At 59.6% G+C, this 13908-nt stretch carries 13 protein-coding genes; 2 read left to right on the top strand and 11 right to left on the bottom strand.

All coding sequences use genetic code 11. From position 1 onward, the window contains the following. Window positions 1-8: 8 nt before the first annotated feature. The 6 genes from ABD704_RS06945 to ABD704_RS06920 all read right to left on the bottom strand — a co-directional run bounded on the left by ABD704_RS06945 (window position 9) and on the right by ABD704_RS06920 (window position 7464). Window positions 9-2276, bottom strand: a complete 2268-nt coding sequence (locus ABD704_RS06945; RefSeq protein ID WP_344698947.1) for an FkbM family methyltransferase — start codon at window positions 2274-2276, stop codon at window positions 9-11. Then, a complete protein-coding gene (locus ABD704_RS06940) occupies window positions 2273-3502 on the bottom strand; it encodes a glycosyltransferase family 4 protein (protein ID WP_344698946.1) in 1230 nt (409 codons plus the stop codon). Before ABD704_RS06940 ends, ABD704_RS06945 begins: the two co-directional genes overlap by 4 nt. A 23-nt stretch (window positions 3503-3525) precedes the next feature. Next, window positions 3526-4188, bottom strand: coding sequence for an ABC transporter ATP-binding protein (locus ABD704_RS06935; protein ID WP_344698945.1), 663 nt, complete (start codon window positions 4186-4188; stop codon window positions 3526-3528). Next, a complete protein-coding gene (locus ABD704_RS06930) occupies window positions 4185-4991 on the bottom strand; it encodes an ABC transporter permease (RefSeq protein ID WP_344698944.1) in 807 nt (268 codons plus the stop codon). The genes ABD704_RS06935 and ABD704_RS06930 overlap by 4 nt, the downstream gene beginning before the upstream one ends. After that, window positions 4991-6040, bottom strand: coding sequence for a KpsE/RkpR family capsule polysaccharide export protein (locus ABD704_RS06925; protein WP_344698943.1), 1050 nt, complete (start codon window positions 6038-6040; stop codon window positions 4991-4993). Before ABD704_RS06925 ends, ABD704_RS06930 begins: the two co-directional genes overlap by 1 nt. A 155-nt stretch (window positions 6041-6195) precedes the next feature. After that, window positions 6196-7464 carry a mannose-1-phosphate guanylyltransferase gene (locus tag ABD704_RS06920; protein WP_344698942.1) on the bottom strand — a complete coding sequence of 423 codons (1269 nt, stop codon included), beginning with the start codon at window positions 7462-7464 and terminating at the stop codon, window positions 6196-6198. A gap of 453 nt (window positions 7465-7917) precedes the next feature. Here ABD704_RS06920 and ABD704_RS06915 point away from each other — a divergent pair, with 453 nt between their 5' ends. Beyond that, complete coding sequence (locus ABD704_RS06915) at window positions 7918-8697, top strand: outer membrane protein (RefSeq protein WP_344698941.1); 780 nt, start codon at window positions 7918-7920, stop codon at window positions 8695-8697. Between the two features lie 116 nt (window positions 8698-8813). Beyond that, a complete protein-coding gene (locus tag ABD704_RS06910) occupies window positions 8814-9146 on the top strand; it encodes a hypothetical protein (RefSeq protein ID WP_344698940.1) in 333 nt (110 codons plus the stop codon). A 7-nt stretch (window positions 9147-9153) separates the two neighbouring features. On the opposite strand, the gene ABD704_RS06905 is transcribed toward ABD704_RS06910, so the two are convergent. Genes ABD704_RS06905 through ABD704_RS06885 form a run of 5 tightly spaced genes read right to left on the bottom strand, consistent with a single transcriptional unit; the run spans window position 9154 to window position 13902 of the window. Then, the gene (locus tag ABD704_RS06905) at window positions 9154-9519 is read right to left on the bottom strand and encodes a GtrA family protein (RefSeq protein ID WP_344698939.1); all 366 of its coding nucleotides are present in this window, start codon (window positions 9517-9519) and stop codon (window positions 9154-9156) included. Then, window positions 9516-10463, bottom strand: a complete 948-nt coding sequence (locus tag ABD704_RS06900) for a glycosyltransferase family 2 protein (protein ID WP_344698938.1) — start codon at window positions 10461-10463, stop codon at window positions 9516-9518. Before ABD704_RS06900 ends, ABD704_RS06905 begins: the two co-directional genes overlap by 4 nt. After that, window positions 10456-11439, bottom strand: a complete 984-nt coding sequence (locus tag ABD704_RS06895) for an NAD-dependent epimerase/dehydratase family protein (RefSeq protein ID WP_344698937.1) — start codon at window positions 11437-11439, stop codon at window positions 10456-10458. Before ABD704_RS06895 ends, ABD704_RS06900 begins: the two co-directional genes overlap by 8 nt. Further along, window positions 11436-13208 carry a thiamine pyrophosphate-binding protein gene (locus ABD704_RS06890; protein ID WP_344698936.1) on the bottom strand — a complete coding sequence of 591 codons (1773 nt, stop codon included), beginning with the start codon at window positions 13206-13208 and terminating at the stop codon, window positions 11436-11438. Before ABD704_RS06890 ends, ABD704_RS06895 begins: the two co-directional genes overlap by 4 nt. After that, the gene (locus ABD704_RS06885) at window positions 13186-13902 is read right to left on the bottom strand and encodes a hypothetical protein (RefSeq protein WP_344698935.1); all 717 of its coding nucleotides are present in this window, start codon (window positions 13900-13902) and stop codon (window positions 13186-13188) included. Before ABD704_RS06885 ends, ABD704_RS06890 begins: the two co-directional genes overlap by 23 nt. Window positions 13903-13908: the final 6 nt, after the last annotated feature.

Genomic DNA, 13908 nt, shown 5'->3' with positions numbered 1-13908 from the left:
CGAGGGGCTCAGCGGCCATTGCGCAGAGTCTGCGCTTCCATGGATGATTGGACGCTATCGCGAAGCTGCTCTATGAATTCAGCAGCGCCGTTTGTGGGCCGCATCGGTATGCCGCGCTTGATCGAGACTGGCACGCCCTGGACGTAAACGCCGGCGTCGCGGGCGGGCCCCATCCGAAGGCTATTCTCCAGTTTGGCCTGAATCTGCTCCAGAGAAGATTCCATGCGGTCGAGGCGATCTGCCAAGGAATTGTGCGCCTCCCCGATGCTGTACTCAAGCCGATTAAGCCTGCGTTTAATGGGCTTCGCGCCGCCGATGAACGACCATCGCCTCTCGCGATCATGCGCTCTGCTCAGTTCCGAGAAACCGTCAATCGATGCCCCGGCAGCTCGGGCTTCAGGCGAAGTCGCGACTGCTACGAGCACGTCCTCTTTTGAAAATCCGGCCTGAAGGCGGGCAACATAATGGTCCCGACCCGCGCGATCAGGGGATCGCTTTAGGAACACTCGATACAGCGCATCCACGAAGGCTGAGCCATTCAACGCCAGAAGAGTGCTCACATGCCTTTGTTCATTCACCGGAAGATCCATTCCACGTTCCTGAGCGGTTTCGCTCGATGATTGTTCTGAAGGTAAGGGCCGAGCAGCGAGGGAAACCTCGAGCCGTTTCGGCAACGCCCCGCTCTCAGAGACTAATTGGGCCGGGAGCAAACCGAGCCGCCTTGCGAGCCGGCCACGCTTACTCCCGAAGATTGTTGTCAACGAAGCGCGCGCCTCGGCAAGTTGCAGGTCCAGCCGGCATGCCTCCTCTCGGACGGCCGCCAGCGAACTGGCATATTCGTCTATGATCTCCTGGAGTCGGGCGCGCTCCTTCCCGCTCTGGTCCTCTTCCTGCGCCAGTCGGCTCCGCGCGGCTGCAATTTCGTCCTCGAGAGAGGCTATACGACCGCCCAGCTGAGCGCGTTCGCTTCCAAGTTCCGAACTGAGGGAGCGGACACGATGGCGCTCTTCCGCGACCTCGAACTGGAGAGTCGAAAGTCGGTCCGACAGGAAACCGATTTCAATACTTCGCGACTCTTGTCCCGCAACAAACTGATCGATGGCGAACTCGCGTGCAGTCTGAAGCTCTTGCCTCAACGATTCTAGTCGTACGGTGACCGCGGCGTACGCGATACCGGGCTGCAGCCATTGATCGGTGCGAGAGAACTGGACACCAGAGTCCTGCGCGCCGACCAAGGTCGAGATCTTGTTGAGTTCCGCATTGATCTCTGCTCGGGCTTCGCGCTCGGAGCGATGCCCTTCTCTGAGCTTCTGGACCTCGGCAGCGGACTGGCGTTCGCGATCTTCAAGTTGCCCGACCTTAGCGCGTTCGACGGCTAGCTCGGTCTCAGCTTCACGAAGTCGCAGCCGCACCTCGGCTGCGTCGTCCTTCGCGGCCTTCAATTCTTGCGCGTTGCGGGAACGCTCCCCTTCAAGCTCCGACTGGTGCGCTCGAAGAGATTCCCGAAGCTGCAAGATGTCGAGACTGAGCGCCGCTACCCGAGCCTCGGACAGCTTCTTCTGTTCTTCTGCTTCGTCTTGCGTCAGCCGCGCGGCGAAATGTCTCGATGTGATCTGGAAATCATCGAAGATATTTGCTGGCTGTCCGAGACGCTCAGCCAGCTCGCGATGGCTCTCGTGGACGAAATACCGGCTCAACCCGTCGAAGAAAGCCTCTTCGTAGCCGCGCTCCTGGACCTGATCGATCCATTGCTGCTCCGTAGTCTCGCGCGACATTGGAAAGGTCGATTCAATGACGAGGACCCACGGGCGTTTGGGGCTCTCGCCCCAACTGCGAAGCACGTCGGCTTCCATGCCCTCCACGTCGATCTTCATCCAATGAACGTCACCGTCACTAAGATCGAGCAGATGATCCAGGCGAACAGTTGGGACGAGCATCGACCGAGGTTCATGACCGTTCCGGCGATGATGCTCCGCAACATCTTTGCACCCTGAAGAGAGCCCACCCAGTTCGTACAAGGTGATCGGTCCCGGTGCATCCGTCACCGCCGCCTCGATTACCGTTTCGTCCGGGCGTGCACTCCGCAAAAGCGTCGCGTAGGTCGGGGTTGGCTCGACGTGGATCCCACGCCAGCCCAACCGGTAAAACGCCAAACTAACCGAATCGAGCTCAGGCTCCTGAGCGCCGATGTCGAGATACCTACCGCCCTCCACGTCCTGCAGAGCGCGCCACAATATTACATCCTCAAAATTCTGTGCGTAGGAGACGAACGTCACGATGCAATCCGCAACAGCGGCCCCTGCGACACCTCGCTCCGATTTATGAGGCCCAACGTTTCAAGCAAGCCGTCGACGCAGCCGGCCCACGTCTGCAACTCCGCGGCGGGAGCGGCGGTATTGCTGACCTCGACCAAACGCGTGACTTCGCTCGCAAGCGCTTCCGGGCGGTCGTCGCTGAAATACAAGATGTTCGGTAGCCCCTGCTCTCTAAAGACCGGCAAATCGCGCGCCAAGACGAAGCGGCGGTGCATTGCCGCCTCGACGAGTGGCAGGCCCCATCCCTCGCCCCTTGAAGCCATCAACAAGCCGCTGCACGAATCGTAGAGAAGGCAGAGGCCTTCGTCGCTCATCTGGTCGAACCAGTGCAGACGTCTTCCAAATTCTTTGTGCGATCGAATGTCCGCTTGAAGCGCCGGTGTCTTCCATCCCGGCTTGCCGACAATGATGAGATCGGGTGCGTCCGCGCGCTCATGCCACAAGTGATCAAACGCTCGCAGCGCTGCTTCATACCCCTTTCGCGGCTCCACTGTTCCGACCATCAAAACGGCGGGGCGAAAGCGGGTGTAATCAAGGATACGTCTCAGGTCGTCGCACACACCACTGGAGGGGATTGTAGCGGCGATGTCGGCCCCTAACTGAAGCCGCCCCAACGCGGGCATTCTCGCGCCATGAAGCTCAATTCCCTTCCGCACGTCCTCACGGACCTGATTTGAGATGCAGATCGCTTGATCTGCCTCCGTCTTCACAACGTCGAACCATTTGCGGAAGTTTGAGACGGCCGAATCTGTAAACCATGCCGGTCTCTGTAGCGGCAGCAGATCATAGACGATGAGATGGACTGTGGCACCATGGTTACGCCAGGCGCGAAGCTGCTGCCGGTATTTCGGCAGAAGGTGCGCTGACAAGTCGAGCCCCAGGAATTTATCACCCGCGTCGACCCGCACAGGTTCAAGGACGACCGCAGGAGAGAGCTTTCCATCATGATCGGCGACGGCATAGCAATAGCCGTGTTTACTGGTGGCATAGACGGGAATGACGTCGAACCCGGCGCCTCTCCGTCTATATAGCTCGGACCAAACGGCGCGCACGACACGCTGTATCCCCGTCTGAGCATCGTGCCGGATGATGGCCGAAACGTCGACCAGGAGCCGAGGACCCACGACGGCGCCGGTTCCGCCGAAAATGGCGCGGTTCCGCCACAGCCATGCTTGGCGCGCGCCCATGGTTGCCGCTCGTCGAAACATGATCATGCCGCCAGCGCTGTCTGATCATTGTAGAAAGCGTACGCTTCGGCCGGATCGTCGAAGTGGTATAGTTCTCCACCGGATAAAACCGCCGCGCGGTTGCAATGCTCGAGAATGTAATTCGCCTGGTGAGAGACAATGATCATTGCCCGATCACCTCGTTTGACGAACAGTTCATGATTGCACTTCTCGTGGAAGCGCGCATCCCCGACCGCGATGACTTCGTCGATTAGAAAGCAATCGAACTCGATGACCATCGAAATTGCAAAAGCGAGCCTCGCACGCATGCCCGAGGAGTAAGACTTCACCGGTTCCCGAAGGTAGCGGCCAAGCTCTGAGAATTCCTCAACAAAACCAAGCTGGCGTTCTGGATCCACGCCGTAAATCCGGCAGATGAATCGGAGGTTGTCGAGGCCAGTCAGTGAGCCCTGGAATGCCCCGCCGAATGCAAGCGGCCAGGACACGCTCATATGCCGCTCGACGCTGCCACTAGTCGGGAACTCTGCCCCGCTAATCAGTCTGATCAGCGTCGACTTGCCCGCCCCGTTGCGCCCCAGGATTCCGATGCGCTCACCGGGCGCTACCGTCAGGTTCACGTCGCGCAGGATCTGAGCGCCGCCGCTGCGCGTCTGATAGACCTTATTGATGTTGGAAAGGCTTATCACTCCGGCACCACCGTCCGGCTCACCTTGCGGGTCAGTGCCAGCCCCAACATCGTCAGCACGGCATTGACGGTAATCATGTAGGCAACGTCGAAATGCGTCACGATGCTCGAACCGAAATAGCCGTGGCGCAGGAACTCCACGCCGTGGACCATGGGCAGCACGAGGACAACTTTCTGCGCGGCCACCGGTAGCGCGTCCACGAGGAAGGCCGCTCCCGAAAGCGGAAAGAGAAGATAGGCGAGCGGGTGCCACAGCTTCTCGATCGTTTCGGAAATTTCGGAAAGCGATCCGAGGAAGATCGCGAGGGACATGCCGAACCACGCCAGCAAGACCCAAGCGGCGGCGACCTGCAGTACATCCTCAGGCAATTCTAGCCAGCCGAGTGCGTGAAAGAACAAAGTGAGGAAGACGAACGACATTGTCGCTCCTGCGCCTTCGAGTATCAGGCGCGCGAAGTAGATATCGATGGGCCGAACGTTGCGGTGATAAAGCAGCGATAGGTTCGGCTCCAGCGAACCGATGCAGCGGCCTGGCATGTTCCGCCAAAGCAAGACGCTTGAATATCCTGTCACTGCGAACGCGACGATCGGCAGGTTTGAGCCGTGGACCGACTTCGTGGCGGTCCAAAGTGTCGTGATCCCAAGCGTGAACAGCATTGGTTCGACGAACAACCACAGAAACCCGATATTGTGACGCCCGAACCGTGTCATCATCTCGCGCAGGACGAGCGCCCAGATGACGCGCCGCTCGACGCGCCAGGACTGCGCCAGGCTCACGCCTGTGCTGTGACGTTCGACTGCCATCAGCCGTGGTGTTCCCGAACACCTGCAAGGAGCATTGTCAGAATCGCCCACGCCACGAGCCCGAGGACGAACGTCGCGAGTATGCCACGGAACCTGCGTGGTTCCTGAGCCTCATCCGGCAGGCTAGGCTGAGCGATCCGCTCAACATATGCCTGCTTGCGGCGCGATTCAGCGCGTGCGTCCTGCAATGAGGTCATTGCTGCTGCAAGTCGCTTGTCGGCAAACTCACGATCCAGCTGTAGCCGTTGGTAGCGAGCCGCCGTTGCGGAGAGGGAGCGCCTGTTTCCGGCGACAAGTCCAAGCTGGCGATCGATTTCACGCGCCAAACCGGCGACACGAACCTGCAGTATCGGCACCTGCGGGTTCCCCGGCGCCATTGCGCGGAGTTGGAGAAGCTGCATGCGGGATCCAATCAACTCGTCCTGCAGCTTGGAGATCATTTGCAGCTGGACTGCTGCCTGCTTCTCCGGATCGATGATGCCGCTCGCGTTTCGGAATTCGGCAAGCGCGAGGGCGGCACGACGCGCCGCCTCCTCCGCATCCTGAATCTCCTGTTCGGACAGTGCGATGACGTCGGTTCGACCACGACGGTTGAGACGGTTCACCTGGTCTTCTGCAAGCTCAAGCAGTTGCCGGTTAAACTTCTGCGCCTCCTGCGGATTGTAGGCGCGTACAGTCAGCGTCGTGATCGAAGATGTGCTGTCGAACCCGACGCCGACCTTCTTGCGGAAATAGTCGAACAGGCTTTCGAACGATCCATCGAATCCAAAGGCGTTGAATCGGTCGAAGATCGAGACCTGGCTATTGCCGTAAGCGCGGACGACGGAACCGTCGCGGTTCAAAGCGCGGAGAGCATCCCGCGACTGAATGTAATCGTCGGCAGCATAGATCTCGTCGCCGGAGTTGGAGAAACCTGCGCCCTTCAGAAGCACACCAAGACCCGACACTGACGGTTTATCGGGGCTTCTCACAACGAACCGCGACTCCGAAACGTAGACGTTCGAAGCGAGGAATGCGAAATAGATCAGCGCAGCTGCTGTCGGGATCACGATGGTTGAAAGGAACAACCAATTCGCTTTGCGCAGCCGTTTCTTCGCTCCCAAGTTTGAGAACGACCATTTTGAAATCGATTGTTGGTACACGTTAATCGCGCAGTCCTTCGTACCACTAGCTTACAAGGCGGCGCCGCTTGCCGCCCCAATGGTTAAGCAACCTTCAAGTCCATCGCCGCGAGCAACCCTTTGACCTCCTGCGATCGCCCCCGCGGAAGAATCAAGAGCTTCGATCCCGCCGAAACAACGATGAGGTCCCGCAGACCAAGCGCAGCAATCTCGACAGCCTCGCTGCGGATGTAACAATTCTCGCAGTCCACGGCGGTCACTGGGCCCGTTTCGCGCCCGTTACCGATGATTTCCACAAGCGCATCCCAGCTGCCCACGTCAGACCAGCCCGGTGCCATGGGCACGGTAGCAACGCGTGAAGACAATTCCATCACGGCGTAATCAATTGACTCACTTGGGCACGAGGCGAGGCTGTCGGCGTCCGGCATCAGACGAATACCGTCCGTCTGACTTGCCGCGATCGCCATGGAGGCGGCTTCGGCGATCGCCGGACATGTTCTTGCAGCTTCATCCAAGAGGGTGGAGGCGCTGAAGAGAAAGATTCCAGCATTCCACAAATAATCGCCGCCTGCGACCATAGCTTCGGCGACGTCCACCTGAGGTTTCTCGACGAAGCGCGCGACATCCCTGACGCCAGGTGCTCCTGGAACTTCGTTGCCAGTTTGAAGGTAGCCGTAACCGGCATCAGCGGAACTTGGGCGGATCCCGAATGTCACCAATCGGCCCGCGCGCGCCGCGGCCTCACCAGACCTGATCGCGCGATGAAACTCCTCGACGTCGTCGATGACATGGTCACTGGGCATCACGAGTAGCACAGCGTCTTCGCCATGGAGATCTCGGACAACTATCGCAGCCATGATTATCGCTGCGGCCGTGTTCCGCGCGATAGGTTCGAGGATCACACGCGCTTCTTTCCCGTAAGCAGCCAACCCCGCCTCGCAGAATTCGGCGTGATCCATGCTGCCCACAACGACTGGAGCTGTGAACGACCTTGCGTCGCGGACGCGGTCAAGCGCCTGCTCATAAAGAGTGCGGTCGCCAACCAGAGGGAGAAACTGTTTTGGGGTTTGCTTCGTCGAATACGGCCATAAGCGGCTACCACCGCCCCCGCTCAGAACAACCGGAACTACCAGTCCTTGCATCGCCTTCGAGGCCCCATATTCATGACCACCAAAGCGCCCTTCGCGCAGAAGCTCTTCCGCGCCCGCACCCTCCGCGTTGAATTCCATTTCCCACCCCTGAAACACTACCTGCTGCTGCACATCACACGTGCGAGCACCGGAGAATTTTCCGGCAGCCGCACAAATACTGGGGCCACCTGAACAAAGTCCGAAGGGTGTTCCAAGCAACACTCAAACTCTCGGCTAAGCTTCTTCCGTAACCGAAGGATTGGACCGCCATCCGTCGCGTTCGCGGACAGCATGGGCAATCTGTTCGAATTACCAATGTCTTACGTCGCCAACTCGGCGTAATGGGAACGGATGTCAAGGGCTCAACAAGACCTGCTTCGCTTCCTTTGACCGCCAGGCCCACGATGTTGCGTAGCCGCAACAGAAATCCAAATTCCGGCCGTTGCGGGGAACTCATCTTGACTGTCCTGCGTCTCGCTTGCTGCATAGGAGCAACTTCGGATGTCTGGTTTTCGGGCGCAATATCCATCGGCGAAGTAATGAATTGTTCACAAAGGCAGTAGATTTAGCTGGCATTTCATTAGTTCAATGTTCACTTGGTAAGTCCAAACGTTTGTTGAACGAAATGTTAGAGAAACGAATAACAACGTCCCACAGTAGAAAAGGGGAATGCGAATGACGTTTGTACGTAAGAGCGCCTTAACGGCGCTGACACTGGTTTCCGTTTTGGCCGCGCAAGAGGCCAGTGCGCAGGGCCTCCGCGGCTTCCGCGGAGAGCTTCAGGCTGGTTACGACCAGTTCAATTCTGAAGGCGAGCATCATGGAAAGCTCGGCGTTGGCGGTGCCCTCGGCGTCGACTTCGACCTCGGCGGCTTCGTCTTGGGCCCGGAACTGACCTATTGGTGGGCACCGAACGAGAACCGCACCGTTGAGGGTGGTGGTCTCGCAGAGCGCAAGTCGTTTCAGGAATGGGCGCTTGCTCTTCGCGGCGGCTTCATGGTTACGCCGTCCACACTGATCTACGGTAAGGTCGGGTACGTTAAGAATGAGCAGCGCAAGCGCTTCACCCCGATTACTGCGACCGGCGCGCTCGATAGCGCTGCGCCCGGTTATTACTACGACCACTTCAAGACCGATGGTTGGCAGTGGGGTATCGGCGCCAACCAGATGCTGACGAACAACATCTACGCCAGCCTCGAAGGCCGTTACTCGAACTATAAGAACAAGGACGGTCTTGGCGGTACCCATCGCCTCGTCGGCCTCGTCGGCGTTGGCTTCCTGTTCGGTGGCGCTGTTGCAGCTCCGCCGCCGCCGCCGCCGCCGCCGCCGCCGCCGCCTCCGGCAACGCAGACTTGCCCGGACGGCAGCGTGATCCCGGCGACGGACACGTGCCCGACTCCGCCTCCTCCGCCTCCCCCGCCTCCGCCGCCGGCTGAGCGCGGCGAACGCGGCTAAGCTTAGGCAAGACGCAAAACGGAAGGGGCTGGCTTCGGCCAGCCCCTTTTTTTCTTCACTCGTGGCCCTCTGCAATGCGGCTGATCGTTCGCAGTTGGGCTTTGGAGGAAACGAAGATGCTCGGTCATGTCCTCTTGGCTCTGCTGATCCAGCAGTCCGTTCGGGGCGTCTCACGTAGCTGGTGGGCTGGAACGGCGGCAGCTTGTGCATGGGCGATCTCTCGCGAGATTACGCAGGCCGAGTATCGCTGGATCGAACATCTTGGCGCGGGAAAGCGTGCGAACATGCCGTGGTGGGGAGGGATGGACCTCCGAGTTTGGCAGCACCTTGATCCCTGGATCGACTGGATTGCTCCATGTGTCGCGGTCTCCGGCCTCGCACTGATCGCCCATTGGCTCAATCATTTGCGCCGAGGTTCGGGGGATGGTTCGCGAAGCGCGCGAACCTAAGGGGGATTTATTGCGCCGCGTTATCCACGAAGACCAGGTTCTTCAGCACGAAGTAGTTCGCGAGCGACACGAAAAGGATCGAGACAATCCCGGCGACATAAGGCGACGCGATCACCCTCGAGGCTCCAGCAAGACTGGCGAGACCGAGCACGTAGTTGAATGCGTATGAAAGTACGAACCGTCGCTTCGAGGCTTGGGTCTCTGCGAAGGTATGGCGGCTGTAGGTAAAATAATTGAACGCAACGCCGAGGACGTGCGCCATCAGTTGCGCGGCGTACATCCAGACGCCAACGGTGAGCAGCACGGCATAGATGCCATAGCCGAACAGGGTATTGACCATCCCCGCCTGGTAGTATCGCCAGAGCTGCTTCATTCGTCTTCCGTGAAATTTACGCGCTCCCGCTCGATGACCAGCGGCGTGCCCCGGGTCCGGTCGGAGATTGCGCGGATCTGCACTCCGACGAGACCGAAGAACAAGAAGAGCAGGCCGAACTGGAGCTCGAGCAGTCCCGCAAATAGCCACATCAACGGACTGAGGCCGTGCAGCGCTGTCCATATCGCTCCAACGAACGACAGGACTGTGACGCTCAGGGTGACGAAGCCGACGTAGAGTGGGACGCGCAGCAGACCGCGAGACGATCCGGCTAGGCCGGAGAGCGCGAAGTCGAGCAGCGAGAAGAAGTTGTTCTTGGTCTTCCCGCCGGCGCGTTCGGGACGCTTGAACGCAATGGTCTCGATTGGAAAGCCGGTCTCCACCAGCAGCGCGCGGAAGAATGGTTCCGGCTCATTCAGCGCCTCGACCGCGCGAACGACGCTCGCGTCGTAAAGGCCAAAGCCGGTCGCGTTCGGAATGATCGGATAGTCGCCGAACTTGCGCTGCAGCGCGTAAGATGCGTTGCGGCAGGCAGTCAGGACTGACCCGGACTTCTCCGTTTCGCGCACGCCCAAAACGATTTTCGCACCTTCGTGCCAGCGGCGGATGAACTCAGGGATGAGGGCTGGAGGATCCTGGAAATCCGCGCACATGTTGATCACGGCGCGGCCCTTGGCCTGGTATATGCCATGTGTCGGCGACCGCATCTGGCCGAAGTTGCGCGTGTTGGCGATCAGCTTCACGCGATCGTCCCGGTGGCAGATCGAGCGGATGATTGAAACGGTCTGGTCGGACGAGCAATTGTCGATGAAGATCAACTCAAACGAGCAGCCGGTCTTCTCCACCTCCGCAATGACCGCGTCGCAGATGGCCCGCGCATTCTCCTCCTCGTTGAGGCAAGGAATGACGATTGAGATCTCCGGTGCCGACGTTTTCTTAAGCATGTGTCTGGCGCTTTTTGATGTGGGGTTTTGGTTCGAAGGATGCCGCAGTCTCGGCAACCTGCTCCGCAAAGGGGACATGATCGACGCCATATTTGCGAAGCAATTGGCGGTAATGGGCATCGTTGCCGACATACTCATCAAGCGTGCCGGTCTTGAGCGTCGGACGCGAAATCCGAACCGGACCGACGGTTTCCGAGACGACTTGGGCGATCTCCTGCATCTCCAGCCGCTCGCCACCGGTCGAGAAGCGTAGCACGTCGATGGTCTCGTCGAGCATTGTAGCAAAGACGAGCGACATCAGCTCTCGGATTGCGACATATGAACGATAGACGGGAAAATCGGCGCGAATCGTGATCGGCCGTCCGGCGATGGCGTCCCCAATGAATGAAGCCAAAGCGTAGGTCTCAGGCTTGTTGATATGCGGTCCGGAAAGGGCGAAGATCCGCCCGATTGTTACACGTTGGCCGTGCTCCACGGCCCACTTCGCGAACGCGTCCTCGTCAGCTTTCTTGAGCGCACCGTAAAGCCGCATCGCGGCCGATGCTTCAGGAACTGCTGCGAGTTCGGCCGCGCCTGATGAGGCGACGAAGGCCGCGGTCGCGCCGATCATGTCGAGGGCTTCGAGGACGGTGTGCCTCAGCCCCTTGTTCAAGCGCCGGTACTCGGCCTCGTCCATTCCGGCGACCTTGTCCTTGGTGAGAAAGGCAAGATGGGCAACGAGCGTCGGCTGGCAGGGAAGCGCGAGCAAGGCGGGCAGGGGCCGCTGCTGGATCGTGGCGGCCCTGAAATCGATGACTCGCGAAGTCGACCCGAAGGCGAAGACACGCTCGGCGAAAGGCTGCGCGCCCAGCGTGTTGTAAAGCAGTTCGAGCGTGGCCCTGCCGATCCAGCCACTCGCGCCCGTGATGACGATGCGCTCGCTCGCTGTCCGCAACAGGTCGGCAGCCGGTCCGCTGAGTCGGGCGGAGCGGGTCATCGCCTTGCCGTTTCGAGATTCCGGACTGCTTCGAACCATTCCTCGGGCAGGTCCGGTGTCATGCGGTCGATCGGGTTCGACTCCATTGAACCAGTGGCGGTGATCCGGCTGCTGATCTTAGGGAAATAGGTTTGCTCCGGATCGATCGGAACGATGTATGCCTGAGGTCCCTCGCTCTCGAGCCGGGAGAGGAAATCCTCGTTGCTATCGAAGTCTAACGGGAGTTCCATCACTGGAATGTCCCACGCGCCGAATAGGCGCGACCACGTGGGCAGCCCAAGCCCGGTTTGCCGGTCACAGCCGAGATAGTTGCCCTTGAAATAGCTGCGCTGCGTCATGCGGATCGACGCATGGCCCTGGTCGTGGAAGATGAAAATCTTCAGATTGCACTGGTTGACCATTACGGTCCCCAGTTCCTGGAGGTTCTGGGCAAAGCCGCCATCGCCTTCGACCAAGAAGGCGCGCTTGTCCGGACGCGCAACCGACGCGCCGATCGCACCAGACAGACCATAGCCCATCGACGCGAGCGACTTGTTGGTCAGCATGCGCTGGCCGTACTTCTGTTTGTAGAGCTGCATGGAGAGGGTGAAGGCGCTGCCGCTGCTGCACGGGATGATGAGGTCGTCGGCGCGCGTCAGTTGTTCGAGGCGCACGATGAAATCAAAGGGAGAAATGTAGCCTTGGCCGGTGTTGTTGACGTTCTCGACGCGAGGAATTGCGGCCCGGATTTTTTGGGCGTGCTCCAGCCAGCCGTCTTTCGCAGAAAGGTTTTCGCCAACGAACCGAGCGAGGAAATCGTCAGCGTCAGCTGCATAGCCGTGGTCGACGACCGGATGGCCCTTGTTTAGCTCGCCCTCGTCGATTTCAATCTGCACGATCGTCGCTTCACGGCCGAACTCCTGCCAGTTGAAGCCGGTCTGCTGCATGCCGAGACGCGTGCCGACAGCAATGATCAGATCCGATTGCTGAATGATGATGTTCGAGCTGCGCTGACCCCACGTATTCGGCCGGCCCAGGTAGATAGGATCGTCGCCGTCGAGGCGATCCGCTCCATTGTAGGTAGTCATCGTCGGAATGCGCTTGGCGAGCATCGTTTCGCGCAGCCGCTCGGCCGCGGCGTACGACACGCCGCCGCCGACGAGAAGGATTGGGCGCTCGGCTTTGTTATAGAGTTCGACGACGCGCTGAAGCTCGCCTTCCCGGATCGCAGGAAGCGCGGGGGCCATGACTGCTGGGAGAGATTCGCGCTCGACCGTCGCCGCCTGCACGTCGAGCGGGATTTCCAGGAACACCGGGCCTTTGCGCGGAGTCCAGCTCACGGCGACCTTCGACAGGAATTCCGTCGCGGAGATCGGCTTCATGAAACGGTAAGCGAGCTTGGTCGTGGACTCGACCAGTGCCACTCCATCGATCTCCTGGATGCCGCGCGACCTGATCTCTCCGCGGGCGAGATCGGTAGTTTTCACCTGGCCACCGATAACGAGTAGCTCGCGGCTTTCGAGATATGCCCCGGCCATCGCAGTGACGATGTTGCTCAGCCCCGGCCCCGCGGTGACGAGCGCTAAAGCCTTCGCCGGCGCAGCGATCTCGTTGAAATATTCCGCGGCGATGCCGGCAGCTACCTCGTGAACGACCGGAACGCCCTTGAGATAACGGTCAAGGCTCTCGGTCAAATGCATGATATTGCCGCCGCCCACGTAGAAATAGTGGGTGTAGCCGGCGGCCTTCAGCCATTCGCCGATCTGATCACTGTACTTTAGCTGATCCATTGGCCTGCAGCTTCAGCATGGATTGGATGATCGCCAGAACCTGATGCTGGCTGAGGCTCCTGTCGCCATTCGAATCGTAGCCCCAGTCCGCGTGGAGCGGCAGGTGGACTTTACCCTCGAACGGCTCGAGATGGTGGTTCATGTCGTCGACGTAGACGGTGAGATGCTTGCCGTCGTCGAGCCAGCCATGAGCCCGCGCTACGTCGATCTTCGAACCCTCGCGGCGAATGTCTTCCTGTCCGCAAATCGGGATTTCGCCCGCGCCGTAGAAGCTCATCGTCCGAGAGATCGACTTGGTGTCGCGCGTCGACAGCACATGGAATCGGTCCGGGTGCTGCGACATCAGCGGCTTCAGTAAGAAGAAGAAGTCGTACGGCGACATGACCTTGGGCCAGTCGGGATTCTCCATCATCCTTTTGCGCGCCTCGAAGAACCGCTTCGCGAACAGCCAATCGTGCTCGTCCGGGGCGATTTGCGGCAGCTGGTCAAAATGACGATTGAATACCGACTTATCGTAGAGCCGCCGGTACTGCCACGCATCAGTGACATAGGCGCGGAACTCGAGGAACTCCTGGAAGTCGACCTGCTCTCGGAAGTCGCCGTCGCCCTCGACCGTGTGGTTGCAAACCGAATAGGCTTCGAACGCGCTGTTGAAGAGCACGCCGTCGAAATCGAGGACGATCTTGAGGTCCATGGCGCC

Origin of the sequence: Sphingomonas limnosediminicola (genome assembly GCF_039537965.1) — a bacterium.
Taxonomy (GTDB): domain Bacteria; phylum Pseudomonadota; class Alphaproteobacteria; order Sphingomonadales; family Sphingomonadaceae; genus Sphingomicrobium; species Sphingomicrobium limnosediminicola.
This window is presented reverse-complemented; position numbering and strand designations above follow the sequence as displayed.

Excerpts from the sequence above, each read along its gene's own strand:
- ABD704_RS06940 (WP_344698946.1), bottom strand. The coding sequence starts at position 3,502 with ATGGGCGCGCGCCAAGCATGGCTGTGGCGGAACCGCGCCATTTTCGGC.
- ABD704_RS06930 (WP_344698944.1), bottom strand. The coding sequence starts at position 4,991 with ATGGCAGTCGAACGTCACAGCACAGGCGTGAGCCTGGCGCAGTCCTGG.
- ABD704_RS06915 (WP_344698941.1), top strand. The coding sequence starts at position 7,918 with ATGACGTTTGTACGTAAGAGCGCCTTAACGGCGCTGACACTGGTTTCC.
- ABD704_RS06910 (WP_344698940.1), top strand. The coding sequence starts at position 8,814 with ATGCTCGGTCATGTCCTCTTGGCTCTGCTGATCCAGCAGTCCGTTCGG.
- ABD704_RS06905 (WP_344698939.1), bottom strand. The coding sequence starts at position 9,519 with ATGAAGCAGCTCTGGCGATACTACCAGGCGGGGATGGTCAATACCCTG.
- ABD704_RS06900 (WP_344698938.1), bottom strand. The coding sequence starts at position 10,463 with ATGCTTAAGAAAACGTCGGCACCGGAGATCTCAATCGTCATTCCTTGC.
- ABD704_RS06895 (WP_344698937.1), bottom strand. The coding sequence starts at position 11,439 with ATGACCCGCTCCGCCCGACTCAGCGGACCGGCTGCCGACCTGTTGCGG.
- ABD704_RS06890 (WP_344698936.1), bottom strand. The coding sequence starts at position 13,208 with ATGGATCAGCTAAAGTACAGTGATCAGATCGGCGAATGGCTGAAGGCC.
- ABD704_RS06885 (WP_344698935.1), bottom strand. The coding sequence starts at position 13,902 with ATGGACCTCAAGATCGTCCTCGATTTCGACGGCGTGCTCTTCAACAGC.